The following is a 19,140-nucleotide window of genomic DNA, read 5'->3' on the forward strand; positions in this document are numbered from 1 at the left end:
AAAGATAAACGACAAAAATATCCGCAGTCAAAAAAAGAGCAAACGGTGGTTTCACCTTCCGCTCCTAAAAAAAGTTCAGCTACACCGGAAATGCCGTTGAATAAATATTTAGCACACTGCGGCGTAACTTCAAGACGCGATGCGGTGGCGCTAATTATTGAGGGCAAAGTGTCAGTTAACAAAAAAGTTGTCACGCAACCTGCATTTAAAGTAACCGAGAAAGATGACGTTGTTTTTAATGGCAAGAAATTATTTGTTACGAAAAATCTTGTCTATATTTTATTGAATAAACCGAAAGATTACATCACAACTACTGATGATCCTCAGAATAGAAAAACTGTTTTGCAACTCACTAAAAATGCTACCGATCAAAGAATATATCCTGTTGGCAGGTTAGACAGAAACACCTCAGGTGTTTTACTACTCACTAACGACGGGCAACTTACGCAGGAGCTTACCCACCCAAGTTTCAACGTAAAAAAAGTATATGAAGCAAAATTAGATAAGCCGTTGACAAAAAGTGATTTTGAAAAAATATTAAATGGTCTAAAGTTGGAAGACGGAGAAATTTTTGCCGATGCTTTGGCCTATGCCGACCCGAAAGATAAAAGCGTTATTGGAATAGAACTACACAGTGGACGTAACCGCATCGTTCGCAGAATATTTGAACATTTAGGTTATGATGTAAAAGGATTGGACAGGGTTATGTATGCCAACCTCACCAAAAAAAATGTAGAGCGTGGGAAGTGGCGTTACCTAAGTGAAAAAGAAATTCGCTTGTTGAAATACATGAACAAACAAAAATCCATACGCACAGCTTCGAGAAAAAATGAATCCACCGATTCACCCGAATTTAATTAAGATATAGATGGAATTAAGGGGAGTTTCAATAATATTTGAGAATGAAGATTTTATTGCCGTAAATAAATCTGCGGGTATGCTAACGATACCTGACAGGCACGATGAGACGCAGTTATCATTGTACAAAATACTAACGGACAGATACGGTAAAATTTTTATTGTTCACAGGCTTGATCGCGATACAAGCGGGCTTGTATTATTTGCCAAAAATGAAACGAGCCATAAATATCTTTCCCAATTATTCGAAAAAAGAAATATCGAAAAAATTTACTTGGGCATTGTACGTGGAAGCCTCCCGGTTAGAACGGGAACAATAGATGAACCCATTGCAGAACATCCGTTTCGCAAAGGAGAAATGACAATAAACAAAAAAGGAAAAGCATCGTTAACTGAATACACAACTTTGGAAGATTACGGAATTTATTCCGCTGTTCAATTCAACATTCACAGCGGGAGAACACATCAGATAAGGGTTCATATGAAATTCGCAGGCCATCCCATTGCCTGCGATGCGGTGTACGGAGATGAGAAACCGATACTACTTTCATCGTTTAAAAAGAAATACAACCTGAGTAAAAGGGAAGAAGAAGAAAGGCCAATCTTAAACAGACTGGCCTTGCACTCTTATCGGTTAAATTTTAAAGATGCCAATAATAACCCGCATACTTTAGAAGCACCTGTTCCAAAAGATATAAAAGCTCTATTGCAGCAATTAAAAAAGAACAGGGGCTAATGATTTAAATATTAATTTAAGTTCGGTTGTGGAGTGTACCGCAAATACGGCTTAATAACCTTTACTCCCTTAGGAAATTTCTTGATAGCATCTTCGGTACTAACGGCCGGAACCACAATTACATCTTCTCCTTCCTTCCAGTCTGCCGGTGTTGCTACGCTATAATCGGCAGTGAGTTGCAAAGAATCAATTACCCGCAATACTTCAACAAAATTTCTACCAGTGGACGCCGGATAAACAATCATCAATTTGATCTTTTTATCAGGACCAATTATGAAAAGTGAACGAACTGTCGCTGTCGCAGAAGCGTTCGGGTGCAACATTCCGTAGAGATTGGCTACCGTTTTATCCTCATCGGCAATTATGGGAAACTCAACAGATACATGCTGCGTTTCGTTAATATCATTCTTCCAGCTATTATGCTTATCCAATGGATCAACACTCACGGCAAGCACTTTTACATTACGCTTTTCGAACTCTTTTTTCAGAGCAGCAGTTTTGCCTAACTCTGTTGTACATACGGGAGTAAAGTCAGCCGGATGAGAAAAAAGGACACCCCAGCTATCGCCAAGAAATTCATAGAAATTTATTTTACCCTCGGTTGTTTCTGCTGTAAAGTCTGGCGCTGTATCGCCTAATTGTAAACTCATAATTAATAGATTTTATTTTAAAGATTTTGCGAAGATATTAATATCCTACCAATTTAGTAGGGGATATTTTATAAATTTGCATAAACGAGAAAATAACTCTCTTTACATTCAATTTATATTTTTAAAAAATGCTGTCTAAAAAAACAAGATATGCCTTCCGTGCTCTCTCTTACCTGGCCGAAAATTATGGCCAGGGACCAATTCTTATTTCCGATATTTCTAAGGCAAAAAAAATCCCATTAAAATTCCTGGAAAATATTTTAAATGAATTAAAAAAAGTAGATCTGCTGGAAAGCAAAAAGGGAAAAGGAGGCGGCTATTTTTTAAAAGTTTCTCCTAAAAAAATAAACCTCGCTACTGTCATTCGCGTTATCAACGGGCCAATCGCCTTGTTGCCGTGTGTGAGCTTAAATTTCTATGAAAAATGCGAAGATTGCGATGAAAAGCATTGTGGCATTCGCAAGGTTATGACTATTACAAGAGACGCAACATTAAAAATATTGGAAAAGAAAACCCTACACGATATTATTTTTGCCACGATTTGATTTTCCCGACGCCCTGTTTACACTGTTACTTCCAAACCTGTTTTTTACATCGTCAATGGCTTTGTATAAAATATTTTTTCTTTCTATATTCTGAAAAAGATTTGTTTGTAATGCATCGTTAGTCAGATCACTCAATCGAACACCAAGCAGCCTTATCGGCTGCCCTTTTTTATATAACTTATGAAACAGGTTCTTCGCTACTGGAATAATTTCATCATCGGCACTTGTATAAGGAATACTCGTTTGCCTGGAAGTGGTTTCAAAATCGGGATAGCGAAGTTTTACAGTGACACATCCTGCAACTTTCTCTTCCTTTCTAAGTTCAAACGCAATTTTTTCCGCCATCCTTACAATTTCACCCATTAATCTATTTACATCGGTTATATTTTCTTCAAAAGTATTTTCTGTTGAAATTGATTTTGATTCATGATAAGCTGAGATAGTAGATCGATGATTCCCCTGAACTTTATGCCACAGTTCGACTCCCCATTTACCTAAGATTTTCTCCAGTTTTTCCGGAGTACTGTTATGAATATCTTTTATGTATTTAAAACCATGATATTGCAGAACCTGGTTGGTTTGATCGCCCACGCCAGGGATTTTGTTAAGTTCCAGGGATGCCAAAAACTGCTTTTCTTTTCCCAATGGCACCTGCAAAAATCCATTTGGTTTTGCTTCGTTGGTTGCCATCTTGGCGATCATCTTATTTTTTGCAATGCCAAATGAAATTGGAAGGCCGGTTTCATTTGTAATCAATTCCCTCAAATCAATTGTCCATTTCAGCGGATTAAAAAACTTATCCATGCCAGTTAGATCAATATAAAATTCGTCAATTGAAGCCTTCTCAAAAAGTGGTGCTTTGGACGCTATGATTTGAGTTACCCACTTTGAATATTTACCATATTCGGCATAAGTTCCTTTTACAACAATAGCCTGGGGGCACAAGCGCATGGCTGTTGCCATCGGCATTGCGGAATGAACGCCAAATTTTCTTGCTTCGTAACTGCATGTGGTAACAATACCCCGTTCCCTGCTTCCCCCAACGATAACCGGCTTCCCTTTTAACGATGGATCCCTTATAAATTCAACACTAACAAAAAAAGAATCGAGATCGAAGTGAGCGATAAGATTTGAAGAGGCCACTTGCATAACGTTATACCCAAATTTACATTTTCATTTATCAGGCGTCTCTATAAATATCCAGCAACCCATCTGGCAAATTCAAAAACAATTTCCTGCTTTTTTTATCAATCTTCTCCAGCGAATCTTCATGTACCGGAAGTAACGCTTCTTTGCCATTCAGTATAATTTTACATAGAACCTGGTGAGGCTGTTCTATAACCTCCACTACTTCTCCCAATTCGCTGGCTTTATTAACAACCATAAACCCAAGGAGGGAGATAGGAGCCGCACTCGCAGAAAATTTCTTGAAATCATTTTCCAGCAGCCACACTTCTTTCTTTACAAATTTTCTTGCGTCTTCTTTTGAAACAATCCCCTCAAGCTTAATGTAAACTTCTTTTTCATTTTTTATTTTACTTAACTCAATAAAATATGGCAAAAACGAATTGGATGTTTCCTCAATAAAAATATTTTCAAGGCCTTTTAATGAAGTTTTTTTTCCCAGGTTGTGCTCAAGAATCAATTGGCCTTCCAACCCAAACGTAGCGGCCAACTTGCCTATTTTGAAATAATTATTCATAATTGGCAGTAAAGGTATTTGAAAAATAATATCCCCTAAAAATGCAATGGGCGCAAGTAATTTACCCTTTGAAAAAATTGGAATCACTGCAAAACGGGCACAAAAAAAGTGAACACTTTTAGAAATGTTCACTCAAAAAATATTATTACACAATCTATACTCCCATGTATTCTTTTAAAAGATTAGATCTCGAAGCCGAACGAAGTTTGGTTAGAGCTTTATCTTTTATCTGTCTAACCCTTTCGCGGGTGAGACAAAATCTCAATCCTATATCTTCAAGACTAAAGGGTTGTTCCATACCAATACCATAAAATAAACAAATTACTTCTTTCTGTCTTTCAGTTAGTATACTTAGCGATCTTGCTATTTCTTTTTTTAGCGAATCGTTAAACATGATCTGCTTGTCGGCACTATCGGCATTTCCATTAACCAATACGTCTATTAAAGTGCTTTCCTCACCGTCGCTTAACGGGGAATCCATACTTACGTGCCTTGCAGCTACATTTAATGTGGCGGCAACTTCTTCGGTTTCTATGTCAAGAAAAAATGCTAGTTCTTCTACTGTAGGCGTGCGTTCAAATTCCTGCTCAAGATGGGTATAAGCCCTGGCAATCCGGTTAGTTAATCCAACTTTGTTTAAGGGAAGCCTTACTATCCTGGATTGTTCGGCAAGAGCCTGCATGATACTTTGCCGTATCCACCACACTCCATATGAAATAAACTTGAAACCCCTCGTTTCATCAAAGCGCTGAGCAGCCTTGATGAGGCCGAGATTGCCTTCATTAATTAAATCCGGTAGAGTAAGGCCTTGATTCTGATACTGTTTTGCAACGGAAACGACAAATCTCAAATTGGCTTTTGTAAGCTTGTCGAGTGCCTGTTGGTCGCCTTGCTTTATTTTTAGAGCAAGTTTTACCTCTTCTTCTGGTGAAATAAGATCTACCTTCCCAATCTCCTGAAGATATTTCTCTAAACTTTCGCTTTCGCGATTGGTTATAGATTTTGAAATTTTAAGCTGACGCATACTCATAAGACTTATTTTAAATTTAAAACTTAGTTTGGTGTGGTAGTTCAATAAATCTAGAGAGTAACGTAATTTAGATAGTTTTAAGTATGTGACCAAATAAAATGTTAATTTTTTACGAATAATAATAAGCAAGTACTCAATCTCTTAAATCGATCTAAAAAAATAATTAATAAAAAAAATAATAAATTAGGTTAGTTAGTTAATTTATTTTCTATTATTGCACATATACAGACCAGATTTAATTTAAAAAATGAGTAAGAAAGTAAGATATACGTTGGAATACCCTGTTAGATGCTCACCACAAATATTATATGAATTTTTGTCCACCTCAACAGGATTGCAGGAATGGTTTGCTGATAAAGTTGAAGATCAAGATGGACGTTTTAGTTTTGCCTGGAATGGTTCCAGCGAAGAAGCTGAAGTTGTAGAAAGTGAAGAAAATAAATCCATACGCTTTCATTGGCTCAATTCTCCCAAGGATGAATACTTTGAATTTAGCATAGATAAATCAGAAGTAACCAATCAAACTATTTTGGTGATAAATGATTTTGCAGATAAAAAGGAAATTAAAGACCAGAGTCAACTATGGGAAACCCAGGTGAAGGATCTTTTTCATCGGCTGGGAAACTGATTTTCAAAAATTCCATTATTTCTTCAAAAGAGCACTTCAGAAATTCCTGAGCTTCATTCCAGTTGTTTAATTCGAGTCTTTTTGAAATTTTGAAAAAATTTCGCGTTAAAATCTTTTCAAAAGTATTCTCACTTAAATTAGAAACAGCAACATAATTGTAACGATCAAAGTTGTGCTGCCATTCATTTTCATTAACGCAAACATGAAAATTTTTTTCCTTTAGAAACAAAAAAATTTCTGAAAAATTTTTTTGAACTGGATTTTTTTTTCCGGAAACATGAAGTGATATACTAAAGAAATTGCCCCACCAAAAAAATGTTCGTATCGCAAAAATGCGTTCTTTGCTAAATGAAGCAGGATAATCCAACATAACATAAGGAAGTCCCATATAATTTTCCCCTCTCGAAATTTTTCCTCCTAAATGTTTATAAGAATCAATTATTGAGAAAGTTTGTCGAAATGTTACTTCTTTATAAATCGTAAGCATTTCCGCAAAAAGCTGGTACACTTTATCAATTATCGAGTGTTTCGTTAAAATCCATTCCCGGTTTTGGACCAGTTCCATTTCAAGTTTTGAAAGATGTATTTTTGTTTGAGTGTTCATTAACGAAATTTACAATTAAAGCGAACAATATTTCATCCCGCACGGGTTATCTGCATGTTTAGAAAACTTGACAAACTAATTCTTAAGGCTTTCATGTGGCCTTTTATAGCCACATTCTTCATAACATTATTTGTATTTATGATGCAAATATTGTGGAAATATATTGATGATCTTGTTGGTAAAGGTCTCGATTTTATTACCCTTACAAAATTTCTTATTTATGCGAGCGCAACACTGGTTACTCTTGCACTGCCTATAGCTATTTTGCTTTCATCGATAATGACCTTCGGAAAACTGGGCGAAAATTTTGAGCTAGTTGCCATAAAATCATCCGGCATATCTCTATTGCGATTTATGAGGCCCCTGTTTTTTGTCTCGATAATTCTAACAGGAGTTGCATTTTTGTTTGCCAATTATATTGCCCCTGTAGCTAACTTAAAATTCGCTGTCATTTATAACGATATCTATAGAAAAAGCCCCGCTTTCGATTTAAAAGATGGCGTTTTTTATAGCGGATTCCGCGGGTTTGCTATTAAAGTCGGTAAAAAAGAAAAAGATAAAAGTACACTGCACAATGTTTTAATTTATGAGCAATCGAATGGAATCCAGGATAACACCATCATATCGGAAAGTGGGAAAATGACGGTGAGCAAAGACAAGAAATTTCTAGAGTTCCATCTGCAAAATGGAAATCGCTACTCAGAAAAAGGGGAATATAATTCTCCAAAAAATGAATATGTACAAATGGGGTTTAAGGAGTACAATAAATTATTTGATCTCACCCAATTGAATATTCAAAAAACTTCAGACAGTCTTTTCATGAATAACATGCGCATGAAAACATTACGTTTGCTTGATAAGGATATTGATTCACTAAAGAAAATTCCAGACTCGCTGATAAGGCAAAACCAGAAAGATCTTAAAGTATATATTCGTTATACAAGATATCATGATAGCGCAAGAACGAAAAAACAAATGGAAAAAGCAGAAGAAAAAATTCCAAATAAGAAAGTGAAATCTTTTAATGATCTCATACCAGACAGTTTAAAAACAATCGTAAGAGATCAGGCAGCGGCTACTGTTTCCAGCATTCGGGGAATAATGGAAGTTAACGCAAGTACATATGACAGCCAGGTTGACGACATAATACAACACAAAATCGAATGGCATAAAAAACTATCACTTTCTATTGCCTGTATGGTGTTATTTTTTATAGGAGCTCCGTTAGGCTCTATCATTAGAAAAGGTGGGCTGGGTCTTCCTTTGGTGGTTGCCCTGATATTTTTTATGATTTTTTACCTGCTTAATATTTTTGGAGAAAAATTTACAAAAGATCATGTTCTGGATCCCATAATTGGGATGTGGCTTCCTGTGATTGTTCTTACCCCGGTTGGATTTTTCTTAACCTATAAAGCCATGCACGACTCTCAATTATTCAACAAAGAATTTTATTACAGGCTTATTAAAAATATAAAGCACAGTAAAATAAATCCTTTTACCGCAAAAAAGTAATTTGAAAAAGAAAAGAAGATTTAGAAAAGAATCAAATATTTCCGGGGCAGACATCCTGAAATTGACTCAGCCTTTGCAAAGAAGCACCATAAAATAACATTGATGCAACCAAACAAAGGCTGATGAATTGAAAAGCAATCTAACACAAATGTATATATTAAGAATTATGTAATCCAAAAAAAAATCAATTATTTTAAATACCTCTGTTAATTTTTATTTTACTGCTTTTTCCCCAATACAACATAGATTAATTGTATTCTTCAAATGTTATATATTCGTCTTAATTCAAATAAAAAACTAAACAAACTACATGGAATCCTGGAAAGATTATCAGCAAAAAAATAAGGAAAGATTTCTAAATGAGATGATGGAATTATTGCGTATACCGTCCGTAAGTGCAAAAACCGAACACAAAAACGATATGCTCGCATGCGCCCAGGCCGTTAGGCAAAGTTTACTTGATTCCGGGGCTGACAAAGCCGAAGTAATGGCAACCGATGGACATCCTGTTGTTTATGGAGAAAAAATAATTGATTCAAATAAACCGACCATACTTGTATATGGGCACTATGATGTTCAACCGGCTGAACCGCTGGAGCTATGGCACAGTGGGCCTTTTGAGCCAGTAATTAAAGATGGAAAAGTTTATGCCCGGGGTTCAGCAGACGATAAGGGCCAGTTTTTTATGCATGTGAAAGCGTTGGAAACAATGGTTAAGACAAATACCCTGAGTACCAATATTAAATTCCTTATTGAAGGTGAAGAAGAAGTTGGTTCTCCCAATTTGGGAACATTTGTCGAAAGAAATAAGGAGCTTTTGAAAGCCGATGTTATTTTAATAAGTGACAGTTCAATGTTAAGTATGGAAAATCCGTCACTAGACATTGGTGTACGTGGATTATCTTATATAGAAGTGGAGATTACGGGCGCTGACAGAGATTTACATAGTGGCACCTACGGAGGAGCAGTTGCTAATCCAATTACCATACTTTCCAAAATGATCGCATCATGTCATGATGAAGATAATCATATTACGATACCCGGATTTTACGATGATGTGCTTGAAGCAACTTCAGAAGAAAGGGCTCTAATGAATGAAGCTCCTTATGATGAAGAAGAATATAAAAAAGAAGTAGGAGTGAACGAACTGTGGGGCGAAAAGGGATACACCACAAATGAACGAACCGGAATTCGTCCTACACTTGAGGTAAATGGAATTTGGGGTGGCTATTTGGGTGAAGGGGCTAAAACAGTTTTGCCTTCAAAAGCGACGGCAAAAATATCTGCACGGTTGGTTCCAAATCAGTCATCAGTAAAAATGACAAAGTTATTATTAGACTATTTTACAAATATCGCACCTCCATCTGTGACTGTTAAGGCATTTGAACATCATGGCGGGGAACCTTATATGACGCCAATAACCAGCAGGGGTTATAAAGCAGCCTCAAAAGCAGTGGAAAAAACATTCGGCAAAACTCCCATACCTGTTCGCGGTGGAGGTAGTATTCCCATTTGTTCAATACTTGAAAAAGAACTCGGCATAAAAATTATTTTTATGGGGTTTGGGCTTGACAGTGATAACCTGCATTCGCCTAATGAAAAATATGGAATCGAAAACTTTTATAAGGGCATAGAGACCATTCCATATTTTCATAAATACTTTGCAGAAGGATCCAATTAATAAAGGAAGCGGCCTTTTTCTCGTTTTTTAATATGTTGCAATTATGCTTTAGCCGGGCATTTCAAATTGATGTTACATCTCACACCTGCGAATATTTTTGTGCCCAATTTTCTAATTGTTATTGCCGTATTTTTGCCAACATTCATAACATTATAATAATATTTACATGGTAGATGTATTCGAAAAGATGATAAAAGATGGAGGTCCAATTGGGAGGCATGTTGAAAGAGCGCATGGCTATTTTGCGTTTCCAAAACTGGAAGGAGAACTTGGAAGCAGGATGTTTTTCCGGGGAAAAGAAAAAATTGTTTGGAGTCTCAATAATTATTTAGGATTGGTAAATCATCCAGTAACCCGGAAGATAGATACAGAAGCCGCTGCACATTGGGGGATGGGTAACCCAATGGGAGCCCGCATGATGAGCGGAAATACTACGATGCATGAAGAACTTGAAAAAATTATTGCTGACTTTGTTGGCCGCGAAGATGCGATGCTGCTGAATTTTGGATATCAGGGTATCATGAGTTGTATTGATGCGTTAGTAAACCGGCACGATGTGATTGTGTATGACGGAGAAGCACATGCGTGTATTGTTGATGGAGTGCGTCTACACATTGGGTTTAGTTATAAATATAAACATAACGATATTGAAGATTGCGAGAAGCAGTTACAAAGAGCCGTGAAGATGGCTGATAAAAATGGAGGCGGCATTCTATTAATTACTGAAGGCGTTTTTGGAATGAGCGGAAACCAGGGGAAAATAAAAGAAATTGTTGCATTAAAAGAAAAATATAATTTCCGGCTGCTTATTGACGATGCTCATGGTTTTGGTTCTATGGGACCTAACGGTGCAGGTGCAGACGAAGAACAAGGTTGCCAGAAAGGAGTTGATTTATACTTTAGCACGTTTGTAAAGAGCATGGGAAGCATAGGCGCATTTATTAGTGGACCAAAAAGTATAATGACGTATTTGCGATACAATGTGCGTTCGCAGATATTCGCGAAAAGTTTACCTCTGGTAGTTGTTGAAGGAATGTTGAAAAGAATGGACATGTTGAAGACCATGCCTGAACTCCGTAAAAAATTATGGCATAATGTAAATCAACTGCAGAAGGGACTTAAAGAAAAAGGATTTGATATTGGAACGACAAACAGCCCGGTAACGCCGGTTTATATGAAAGGCGATCTTCCTGAGGCAACCAATATGGTAATGGACATGAGGGAGAACTACAATATTTTTTGTTCGGTTGTGGTTTTTCCGGTTATTCCAAAAGGCCAGATTATTTATCGCCTGATACCAACTGCAGCGCATACGGATGAAGACACGGAAATTACACTTCATGCATTTGAAGAAACTAAGAAGAAATTGGATGCAGGCGCCTATAAAGCCGATGACATACCAGATATGGCAGATTTAGTGGGTTTTGGACAAAAGGGAGATATGTAAAACCGGGCAACTAAAAAGAAGCCCGGGATTATCAAAAATCTTAACCATTAAATCTTAACACTGAGAATCTATTATTATAGTCTCCAAATTCTCTCTGAAGGTTGTATACAGAAATTTTATTGAGATTTAATTAACAAAAAAAGGGGCCGGATAAAAATCCACCCCTGTTATAATCCAATATCCTATGAAAAACCGAGTTTGAAACCGCTTTCGCTGCTTCTTAATATTTTGATATGGTCTTTACCATTAAGTTTAGAAATTAAGTCGATATTTTTTCACAAGTCGTTGCATTGGATGTATTCCTTAGAAAAGAATAAAAAGGGGCCGGATGGAAATCCACCCCTGTTATAATCCAATATCCTATGAAAAACCGAGTTTGAAACCGCTTTCGCTGCTTCTTAATATTTTTACATGGATTTTACCATGATGCTTTAAAAGTATTCTTAAAAACCTCAAAACTTTCTGTTTTGTACGCTCCTTCTCCAAAATATTTTAATATTGGCTCTATTTCTTTTGGCTCCATAAACCCTTGTATTGAAATAGGGTCACTATGATCATCCGTTAATATTACAGTAGTTGGAAATCCCGGCTGACCCGACGTTACATACATAGTAAAATCATTTATTTTATAATTATCGTTATAGCTGTAAGAATTATTTTTCCAATTTATGGTGTCTTTTGTTTCCGCATCTAATTTTACTGCATAAAAGTGATTATTAATATATGCAATCACTTTTGAGTTGCTGTATGTTTTTTTATCCATTACCTTACACCAATAACACCAATTGGTGTATAAATCAATTAAAGCAGGTTTCGGATCAGATTTCATTTTCTGCTTTAATTCATGCATATTCATCCAGGTTAATTTATCATGCGTGGTTGGTGTAACTTTGAAAGAACACAAGACAACAAATAAACCTAATAAAATAAATTTGTTATTCTTTACCATTAAACAGTAAACGCACGCTAAGCTCATTTTATTGGATTTTTATTAAAAAAATTTTTATAAATATTTGATAATACAATTTTGATATTACTCACGCTGTGTAATTTTTTCACCAATGCATAAAATAGTCGTTGCGATAACCGGGGCCAGTGGCTCAATTTATCCAAAAATTTTGCTAAATAAACTGGAGTCAGCCAGGGATCAGTGGGCATCGCTTGCCATTGTAATCACAGATAATGCCAAATTGGTTTGGCAAACAGAATTAGAAAATAATACCTATGATTCCTACGCGGCGAAGTATTATTTAAAGACAGATTTTACAGCTCCTTTTGCTTCCGGGTCGGGCGATTACGACATTATGATAATTATTCCGTGCAGTATGGGAACTCTCGGAAGAATTGCCGGAGGTATTTCGAACGATTTAATATCCAGAGCCGCGGATGTGGTGCTAAAGGAAAGACGTAAGCTCATATGTGTTGTTAGAGATACGCCTTACAATCTTATCCATTTGCGCAATATGGAAACAATTACGCTTGCCGGCGGTATTATATGCCCGGCCACGCCCTCATTTTATAGCAAACCAAAAACCATCGAAGAAGTCGCCTCTACGGTTGTTGATCGCGTGCTGGATCTGGCAGGAATAAAAATTGACACCTTCCGGTGGGGAAAATAAAAAGCGCCCTGTTAAGCGGCGCTTTTTTTCAGAGCAGTTTCGAGAGAACTTTTATCTAAGATCTATAACTTCTACCTTGGGATGATCTGCCGGGCTGAACACAAATAATTCATCAGGCAAATTAGTATTTGTTTTCATGCTGGTAATAGTATATGTATATCTATCCCCGGTTTTTTGAAAGACTTTTGTGCTGATGATAGATTTTGTTTTTTTATCAACTTCAACAAGCACTTTAAAGAAAGGTTTTGTTTTGTCAACCGGAGTTAATTCAATTTCCTGAACAGTCTTATTTCCCTGTTTGGATTCGCCATTTAATTTATTCAAGAAATCCTTATCATAAAAATTAGTAAACATTTTTTGAGGAGTAATTGTATTTGTTGACCCGTCAAATTTTGTTATTTGAACCTCATTTGCAGATTTATCATACGTCCATATATTCATTCCATCGCTGTATATCTCCTGATCAGAAACACTTATACGATATTTCGAATTTTTCATGCTAACAATCCCGGATTTGGTGCCAAGAGTCTTTCCGGCGGAATTTACAATTTTAAGCGTGAAATGCGCTTCAATGGATTTATAAGTTTGAAATTTAGCACTTACATTATCCAGTATTTTTTTTGCATCAGGATCACTTTTACCGAGAGAATTGTTTTGCGAGAATGAAGTAAAACCAGATAATATAAATATTAAAGAAAGTAATTTTTTAACCATTATACGTGAATTAGAAGACTTTTTAAAAGGCACAAATATACGTTATAGACGCTGTTTAGCTTTCAAAGGTTTAACCACAAAGGAAATCAAACTGTTAATATCATATTAGCAAACAAATAAAAAGCATTAGATCAACTCTCAAAAAAATAAGCTATGAGGGGTATCAATTTTTTAGATTCCCTGGAATGCAATTCAAGCTTTAAAAAACAATAGCAATAGATCCCGCAAATGTTGAATTAATTAATGGAGAGATGCAGATCGTGAATTCATCAATTGCTCATTTCTCCCTGCATTTGAATTGAATCAGCAATCTTATTGCGTTCTTTGAATTCCTTTGCCGCTTTGATAAAACTTACAAATACAGGTTGAGGATTTTCCACAGTACTTTTTAATTCAGGATGATATTGAACTCCAATAAAAAACGGATGTCCGTTTAATTCAAGTATTTCAACAAGACCAGTCTGAGGATTGATACCACTCGCGATCATACCTGCCTCCTCAAATCGGCTGAGATATTCATTGTTGAATTCCCAACGATGGCGGTGTCTTTCGTTTATATCTGATGTTCTGTAAATATTGTAAGCCAGTGTATTTTCTTTTAAAACACACGGGTATGAACCCAGCCTCATAGTTCCTCCTTTTATCGTAATCTTCTTCTGTTCCTCCATCATATCAATTACAGGATTAGGCGTGTCGGGTTGCATTTCGGTAGAATCAGCATCGCGTATTCCTAAAACATTTCTGGCAAATTCTATTGCCGCCATTTGCATACCAAGGCATATTCCAAAAAAGGGAAGTTTATTTTCACGGGCATATTTCACGGCAATTACCTTGCCTTCAACACCTCGGAACCCAAAGCCGGGAGCCACAAGAAGACCGTCGAGACTACCCAATTTGTCACAAACATTTTCATCAGTAATGAACTCACTGTGCACATTTACAATCTGGACTTTGCAATCATTCATTGCCCCCGCGTGTATGAACGATTCCAATATCGATTTGTAAGCATCCTGTAACTCAATATATTTTCCGATGAGCCCAATAGTTACTTTATTAAATGGATGCCGGAGTTTATCAAGAAATTCTTTCCATTTTGCCAGTTCCGGTTCGTTATAATTGGTAATATTTAATTTGTTTAAAACGATCAGGTCTAGTTTCTCACGCAACATATAAATTGGCACTTCGTAAATGGTTGATGCATCGGCCGCTTCAATTACTGCATTTTGCTTCACATTACAGAAAAGCGCAATTTTTCTTTTAAGTTCATCCGTAAGCGGACGTTCTGTTCTGCAAACCAATATATCAGGATGGATTCCGTTCTCGCTCATCAATTTTACACTATGCTGAGTCGGCTTGGTTTTTAGTTCTTTAGCAGCCTTCAGGTAAGGAATTAATGTAAGGTGTACAATAATGCAATCTTCTTCAGGCATCTCCCATTGTAGTTGGCGAACAGCCTCAATAAACGGAAGACTTTCTATATCACCTACAGTACCTCCAATTTCCGTTATAATAATGTCGTACTCTTTTTTCTCGCCAAGCAACAACATTCTGCGTTTAATCTCGTCCGTTATATGCGGCACAACTTGTACTGTTTTTCCAAGATAATCGCCTTCTCTTTCTTTGTTTATAACTGTTTGATAGATGCGGCCCGTTGTTACATTGTTAGCCTGCGAGGTAAAAATATTCAGAAATCTTTCATAATGGCCAAGGTCTAAGTCAGTCTCGGCACCATCTTCAGTAACAAAGCATTCCCCATGTTCGTAAGGATTCAGCGTACCTGGGTCAACATTAATATAAGGATCAAATTTTTGAATGGTAACTTTCAAGCCTCTTGCCTGCAAAAGTTTTGCAAGGGAAGCAGCAATTATCCCTTTACCTAATGAAGAAGTAACCCCGCCGGTTACAAAAATATACTTGGCCATTTTATTGACATTTGTTTTAAAAATAAAATGCCATTCAAAACAACTTAAAAAAATATGTGCTGTTTGAACGACTTAAAAACTGACCGGCGGAAAAGTGAGAATAAAAAAACTCCGTGAGGTCATGCAAACATACAGAAAATTTTGAGTTGGATCGTATATGTTGCGTCTTTTGTGGAAAAGATATGATCATCTGAAAAACTAGTCTCTCATTTTCCAATATCTACCCGGATATATCAATAATATTCGTTATTTGAAAGGTAATTTCTAACGTAATCATCCACTCCTTCTTCCAGGGAATACATTTTTTCAACATATCCCGCCTCTCTTATTTTTTGCATTTCTGCCTGCGTATAATACTGATAAGTATTTCTTATATCTTCAGGCATATCAATGTATTGTATCTCGGGATGGAGATCCATCCCGGCAAAAGTTGCTTTTACCAAATCATTAAAACTTCTTGCCTTGCCCGTGCCAACATTATAAATTCCCGACACAAATGATTCATGATTCTGCATCCAGCATTCCAGAAACCAAAAGCAAATTTTAAGAACATCTTTTACATAAATAAAGTCCCTTAATTGTTCTCCATCCGCGAAATCAGGTCGATGTGATTTGAATAGCTTGACAAAACCATTTTTTACAATTTGGTTGTAGGAATGAAAAATTACACTTGCCATTCTCGCTTTGTGATATTCGTTTGGGCCGTAAACATTAAAAAATTTGAGCCCAGCCCAGGCTGGCGGCGATTTTGACATTTTATCCTGAACCCTTCGAAGGGCCCATTTATCAAATTCATTTTTAGAAACTCCGTAAGGATTTAACGGCTGCAGTTGTTCTAAAATTGATTCATCGTCTTTATAACCTAATTCGCCGGCACCGTAGGTAGCTGCAGAGGATGCATATACCAGTGGGATATCGTTTTCACTGCAATATATCCAGATCTTTTTACTGTAATCGACATTTAGACGTTCGTGAACGGAATAGTCAAACTCCGTTGTATCAGTTCGTGCACCTATGTGATACACAAACTCTATTGTTGGGTTTTCTTTTTGTAGCCAATCAAAAAATAATTCCCGTTCAATTTTTTTTAAGAACTTTTTTCCATCAAGATTGACGTCTTTTTCTTTTTGAGAAAAATCATCTACCAAAATAAGATGATGGTAGCCTTTGTTATTCAGAAATGAAACGAGGCAACTGCCTATAAAACCTGCAGCACCAGTTACAACTATATTTGATTCTTTATCCATTATTCCGGCAAATAGCTTTTAAAATAATTTCCGATAGCATTATCATAGTTTTCACGCCATTCGTAAATATTCCCCCAACCATTTCCGTCAACATTTATGTCCCTAGAAGTTACGGTTCCTAATTTTTCGAAAGGAATATTTAAAGTGCTTTCAAAATCAAGGACCTTGTCAGGTTTCACTGTAACAACTACCCTACCCTGGGATTCTCCGAACCAATAGGCGTCTTTACGAACAGCGTCATTATTTTGGGCAACTTCAAAGCCAAGAAGCCTGTTAAAACCGCTCTCGGCAAGTGTTACAAATAATCCACCTTCACTTATATCATGAGCGGATTCAATCAATCTTGCGGAAATAAGATCGCTAACTGTATTGTGTAAACGAAATTCTTCCTCCAGGTTAAAATAAGGTGGCGGAGAAAATTCTACCACGCAAATCTTATGCAGATATTCGGAACAATTAATATCATTTTTTACATGACCCAATAAATAAATTATATCCCCTTCATTTTTGAAATCAAGCGTCATCTTATTTTTGGAATCCTCCAGGAGGCCGACCATACCAATCGTAGGTGTTGGATAAACGGCACCCGACGGCGACTGGTTATAAAAGCTGACATTACCACCAGTTACGGGTGTATTAAACTTATTGCAAGCGGCCGTCATTCCCTTAATACTTTCAACAAACTGGTAATACACTTCGGGATCGTAAGGATTACCATAGTTGAGGCAATTGGTAACACCCAATGGTAAACCGCCGCTACAAACGATATTCCTGGCGGCCTCACTTACTGCAATCATGCAACCGACGCAAGGGTCGGCAAATACATATCGGCTGTTACAATCTGTGGTAAGCGCTAAAGCTTTCGAAGTTTCTTTGATAGCGACAACCGATGCGTCAGACGGAGCATTTGTATTTAAATTAGCCGCCCCAACCATGCTATCATATTGATTATAAATCCATTTTTTTGAGGAAATGTTGGGGAGCGCAATGAGTCTCTCCGCTATCAATTTCAGATCTCCAGGAATCGGAATACTATTTACGTCAAAATCATTATTTTTTTCTAAATAGGCGGGTTTTTTATAAGGTCTTTCATAAACAGGCGCTCCCCCGCCAAGCACGAGGCTCACGGCAGGGATTTCTGCCTCCAGCAAATCATTCATGTAAAAACGAAGCATTTCGCCCGAGGTAACTTCACCAATTTGCGAGCAAGGCAAATCCCATTTTTCAAATATGTCGATTACTTCTTTTTCTCTTCCCTTTGCAACAGTTAATAACATCCTCTCCTGGCTTTCACTTAACAGTAATTCCCATGCTTTCATATTCTTTTGACGGGTAGGAACTTTCTCAAGATGAATATTCATTCCTACCCCACCTTTTGCACTCGTTTCCGCTGTAGAACAAATGATACCTGCCGCGCCCATATCCTGCATTCCCACAACAGCGCCCGTCGCAATTACTTCAAGACAGGCTTCTAGCAATTTCTTTTCCTGGAAAGGATCTCCCACCTGTACTGCCGGCAGATCTTCCATACTATTTTCGGTGATATCGGCGGAAGCAAAAGCGGCACCACCCATTCCATCTTTACCGGTCGCACTTCCGGCAATAAAAACCGGGTTTCCTTCACCAACCGCTGTAGCACTAACGGTATGCCCTAAACGAACAACTCCGGCGCTCATCGCATTAACCAATGGATTGGTATAATAACAATCTTCAAAATATACCTCGCCGCCAACAGTTGGAACTCCGAAGCAATTACCATAATGTCCTATTCCGTGAACAATACCGCTTAATAAGTGTCTCGTTTTTTCGTGGTCAAGATTTCCAAATCTCAGTGAGTTTAGAGAGGCGATAGGGCGGGCACCCATCGTAAAGATATCTCTATGTATGCCACCCACACCCGTTGCTGCACCCTGGAACGGTTCAATTGCCGACGGGTGGTTATGACTTTCAATTTTAAACACCACTCCCCAGCCATCGCCAATATCCATCAGGCCTGCATTTTCATCGCCTGCTTTTACAAGCAGCTTAGAACCTTCACGGGGTAGAGTCTTTAGCCACTTTATTGAATTCTTATAACTGCAATGTTCACTCCACATTACTGAATAGGCGCTTAGTTCTGTAAAATTGGGTATTCGCCCTAGAATTTGAACAATGTGGTCGAACTCATCTTTTGTAAGGCCTAATTTTTCGGCAGTTTCAAATGTTATTTCCATAATTATTTAGAACCGCAAACTTACAATCTCCT

At 37.1% G+C, this 19,140-nt stretch carries 18 protein-coding genes; 8 read left to right on the top strand and 10 right to left on the bottom strand.

Annotated elements, in window-relative coordinates; genetic code table 11:
* A partial coding sequence (locus ACO1O5_RS18255; RefSeq protein ID WP_486272787.1) for a pseudouridine synthase occupies nucleotides 1-861 on the top strand: 861 nt, incomplete at its 5' end.
* Between the two features lie 7 nt (nucleotides 862-868).
* Nucleotides 869-1,594 carry an RluA family pseudouridine synthase gene (locus tag ACO1O5_RS18260; protein WP_486272789.1) on the top strand — a complete coding sequence of 242 codons (726 nt, stop codon included), beginning with the start codon at nucleotides 869-871 and terminating at the stop codon, nucleotides 1,592-1,594.
* Nucleotides 1,595-1,605: 11 nt separating this feature from the next.
* On the opposite strand, the gene ACO1O5_RS18265 is transcribed toward ACO1O5_RS18260, so the two are convergent.
* Nucleotides 1,606-2,244 (bottom strand): peroxiredoxin, encoded by a 639-nt coding sequence (locus ACO1O5_RS18265; RefSeq protein ID WP_486272791.1) that lies wholly within the window; start codon nucleotides 2,242-2,244, stop codon nucleotides 1,606-1,608.
* A gap of 128 nt (nucleotides 2,245-2,372) precedes the next feature.
* Here ACO1O5_RS18265 and ACO1O5_RS18270 point away from each other — a divergent pair, with 128 nt between their 5' ends.
* A complete protein-coding gene (locus tag ACO1O5_RS18270; RefSeq protein ID WP_486272793.1) occupies nucleotides 2,373-2,789 on the top strand; it encodes an RrF2 family transcriptional regulator in 417 nt (138 codons plus the stop codon).
* Here ACO1O5_RS18270 and dinB read toward each other — a convergent pair.
* From dinB to ACO1O5_RS18285, 3 genes are all read right to left on the bottom strand, one after another.
* Nucleotides 2,760-3,938 (bottom strand): DNA polymerase IV, encoded by a 1,179-nt coding sequence (gene dinB, locus ACO1O5_RS18275; protein ID WP_486272794.1) that lies wholly within the window; start codon nucleotides 3,936-3,938, stop codon nucleotides 2,760-2,762. The genes ACO1O5_RS18270 and dinB overlap by 30 nt on opposite strands.
* Before the next feature lie 31 nt (nucleotides 3,939-3,969).
* On the bottom strand, nucleotides 3,970-4,491 hold the full coding sequence (locus ACO1O5_RS18280) for a ribosome maturation factor RimM (RefSeq protein WP_486272796.1): 522 nt from the start codon (nucleotides 4,489-4,491) through the stop codon (nucleotides 3,970-3,972).
* A 154-nt stretch (nucleotides 4,492-4,645) separates the two neighbouring features.
* Nucleotides 4,646-5,521, bottom strand: coding sequence for a sigma-70 family RNA polymerase sigma factor (locus tag ACO1O5_RS18285; protein WP_486272798.1), 876 nt, complete (start codon nucleotides 5,519-5,521; stop codon nucleotides 4,646-4,648).
* Nucleotides 5,522-5,768: 247 nt separating this feature from the next.
* On the opposite strand from ACO1O5_RS18285, the gene ACO1O5_RS18290 reads away from it, so the two are divergent.
* A complete protein-coding gene (locus ACO1O5_RS18290) occupies nucleotides 5,769-6,149 on the top strand; it encodes an START-like domain-containing protein (RefSeq protein WP_486272799.1) in 381 nt (126 codons plus the stop codon).
* On the opposite strand, the gene ACO1O5_RS18295 is transcribed toward ACO1O5_RS18290, so the two are convergent.
* Complete coding sequence (locus tag ACO1O5_RS18295; RefSeq protein ID WP_486272800.1) at nucleotides 6,085-6,753, bottom strand: hypothetical protein; 669 nt, start codon at nucleotides 6,751-6,753, stop codon at nucleotides 6,085-6,087. The genes ACO1O5_RS18290 and ACO1O5_RS18295 overlap by 65 nt on opposite strands.
* A gap of 54 nt (nucleotides 6,754-6,807) precedes the next feature.
* Here ACO1O5_RS18295 and ACO1O5_RS18300 point away from each other — a divergent pair, with 54 nt between their 5' ends.
* The 3 genes from ACO1O5_RS18300 (at nucleotide 6,808) to ACO1O5_RS18310 (ending at nucleotide 11,393) form a co-directional block, all read left to right on the top strand.
* Nucleotides 6,808-8,265, top strand: coding sequence for an LptF/LptG family permease (locus ACO1O5_RS18300; RefSeq protein ID WP_486272802.1), 1,458 nt, complete (start codon nucleotides 6,808-6,810; stop codon nucleotides 8,263-8,265).
* Nucleotides 8,266-8,575: 310 nt separating this feature from the next.
* Nucleotides 8,576-9,946, top strand: a complete 1,371-nt coding sequence (locus tag ACO1O5_RS18305) for a dipeptidase (RefSeq protein ID WP_486272804.1) — start codon at nucleotides 8,576-8,578, stop codon at nucleotides 9,944-9,946.
* Between the two features lie 166 nt (nucleotides 9,947-10,112).
* On the top strand, nucleotides 10,113-11,393 hold the full coding sequence (locus tag ACO1O5_RS18310) for an aminotransferase class I/II-fold pyridoxal phosphate-dependent enzyme (protein WP_486272806.1): 1,281 nt from the start codon (nucleotides 10,113-10,115) through the stop codon (nucleotides 11,391-11,393).
* A gap of 418 nt (nucleotides 11,394-11,811) precedes the next feature.
* On the opposite strand, the gene ACO1O5_RS18315 is transcribed toward ACO1O5_RS18310, so the two are convergent.
* A complete protein-coding gene (locus tag ACO1O5_RS18315) occupies nucleotides 11,812-12,369 on the bottom strand; it encodes a thioredoxin family protein (RefSeq protein WP_486272807.1) in 558 nt (185 codons plus the stop codon).
* A gap of 85 nt (nucleotides 12,370-12,454) precedes the next feature.
* Here ACO1O5_RS18315 and ACO1O5_RS18320 point away from each other — a divergent pair, with 85 nt between their 5' ends.
* Entirely contained in the window at nucleotides 12,455-13,012 is a 558-nt protein-coding gene (locus tag ACO1O5_RS18320) for a UbiX family flavin prenyltransferase (RefSeq protein ID WP_486272809.1), read from the top strand.
* Nucleotides 13,013-13,063: 51 nt separating this feature from the next.
* On the opposite strand, the gene lolA1 is transcribed toward ACO1O5_RS18320, so the two are convergent.
* The 4 genes from lolA1 to purL form a co-directional block, all read right to left on the bottom strand.
* Nucleotides 13,064-13,726 carry an outer membrane lipoprotein periplasmic chaperone LolA1 gene (gene lolA1, locus ACO1O5_RS18325; RefSeq protein WP_486272811.1) on the bottom strand — a complete coding sequence of 221 codons (663 nt, stop codon included), beginning with the start codon at nucleotides 13,724-13,726 and terminating at the stop codon, nucleotides 13,064-13,066.
* Nucleotides 13,727-13,995: 269 nt separating this feature from the next.
* A complete protein-coding gene (pyrG, locus tag ACO1O5_RS18330; RefSeq protein ID WP_486272813.1) occupies nucleotides 13,996-15,648 on the bottom strand; it encodes a CTP synthase in 1,653 nt (550 codons plus the stop codon).
* Between the two features lie 233 nt (nucleotides 15,649-15,881).
* Nucleotides 15,882-16,895: an ADP-glyceromanno-heptose 6-epimerase gene (rfaD, locus tag ACO1O5_RS18335; protein ID WP_486272815.1), complete on the bottom strand. Its 1,014-nt coding sequence runs from the start codon at nucleotides 16,893-16,895 to the stop codon at nucleotides 15,882-15,884.
* Entirely contained in the window at nucleotides 16,895-19,108 is a 2,214-nt protein-coding gene (gene purL, locus ACO1O5_RS18340; RefSeq protein WP_486272817.1) for a phosphoribosylformylglycinamidine synthase subunit PurL, read from the bottom strand. Before purL ends, rfaD begins: the two co-directional genes overlap by 1 nt.
* Between the last annotated feature and the right edge of the window lie 32 nt (nucleotides 19,109-19,140).

Source organism: Ginsengibacter sp. (assembly GCF_057362405.1).

What these genes read in the sequence shown, in the direction of transcription:
- ACO1O5_RS18260 (WP_486272789.1), top strand. Translation starts at nt 869, where the DNA reads ATGGAATTAAGGGGAGTTTCAATAATATTTGAGAATGAAGATTTTATT.
- ACO1O5_RS18265 (WP_486272791.1), bottom strand. Translation starts at nt 2,244, where the DNA reads ATGAGTTTACAATTAGGCGATACAGCGCCAGACTTTACAGCAGAAACA.
- ACO1O5_RS18270 (WP_486272793.1), top strand. Translation starts at nt 2,373, where the DNA reads ATGCTGTCTAAAAAAACAAGATATGCCTTCCGTGCTCTCTCTTACCTG.
- dinB (WP_486272794.1), bottom strand. Translation starts at nt 3,938, where the DNA reads ATGCAAGTGGCCTCTTCAAATCTTATCGCTCACTTCGATCTCGATTCT.
- ACO1O5_RS18280 (WP_486272796.1), bottom strand. Translation starts at nt 4,491, where the DNA reads ATGAATAATTATTTCAAAATAGGCAAGTTGGCCGCTACGTTTGGGTTG.
- ACO1O5_RS18285 (WP_486272798.1), bottom strand. Translation starts at nt 5,521, where the DNA reads ATGAGTATGCGTCAGCTTAAAATTTCAAAATCTATAACCAATCGCGAA.
- ACO1O5_RS18290 (WP_486272799.1), top strand. Translation starts at nt 5,769, where the DNA reads ATGAGTAAGAAAGTAAGATATACGTTGGAATACCCTGTTAGATGCTCA.
- ACO1O5_RS18295 (WP_486272800.1), bottom strand. Translation starts at nt 6,753, where the DNA reads ATGAACACTCAAACAAAAATACATCTTTCAAAACTTGAAATGGAACTG.
- ACO1O5_RS18300 (WP_486272802.1), top strand. Translation starts at nt 6,808, where the DNA reads ATGTTTAGAAAACTTGACAAACTAATTCTTAAGGCTTTCATGTGGCCT.
- ACO1O5_RS18305 (WP_486272804.1), top strand. Translation starts at nt 8,576, where the DNA reads ATGGAATCCTGGAAAGATTATCAGCAAAAAAATAAGGAAAGATTTCTA.
- ACO1O5_RS18310 (WP_486272806.1), top strand. Translation starts at nt 10,113, where the DNA reads ATGGTAGATGTATTCGAAAAGATGATAAAAGATGGAGGTCCAATTGGG.
- ACO1O5_RS18315 (WP_486272807.1), bottom strand. Translation starts at nt 12,369, where the DNA reads ATGAGCTTAGCGTGCGTTTACTGTTTAATGGTAAAGAATAACAAATTT.
- ACO1O5_RS18320 (WP_486272809.1), top strand. Translation starts at nt 12,455, where the DNA reads ATGCATAAAATAGTCGTTGCGATAACCGGGGCCAGTGGCTCAATTTAT.
- lolA1 (WP_486272811.1), bottom strand. Translation starts at nt 13,726, where the DNA reads ATGGTTAAAAAATTACTTTCTTTAATATTTATATTATCTGGTTTTACT.
- pyrG (WP_486272813.1), bottom strand. Translation starts at nt 15,648, where the DNA reads ATGGCCAAGTATATTTTTGTAACCGGCGGGGTTACTTCTTCATTAGGT.
- rfaD (WP_486272815.1), bottom strand. Translation starts at nt 16,895, where the DNA reads ATGGATAAAGAATCAAATATAGTTGTAACTGGTGCTGCAGGTTTTATA.
- purL (WP_486272817.1), bottom strand. Translation starts at nt 19,108, where the DNA reads ATGGAAATAACATTTGAAACTGCCGAAAAATTAGGCCTTACAAAAGAT.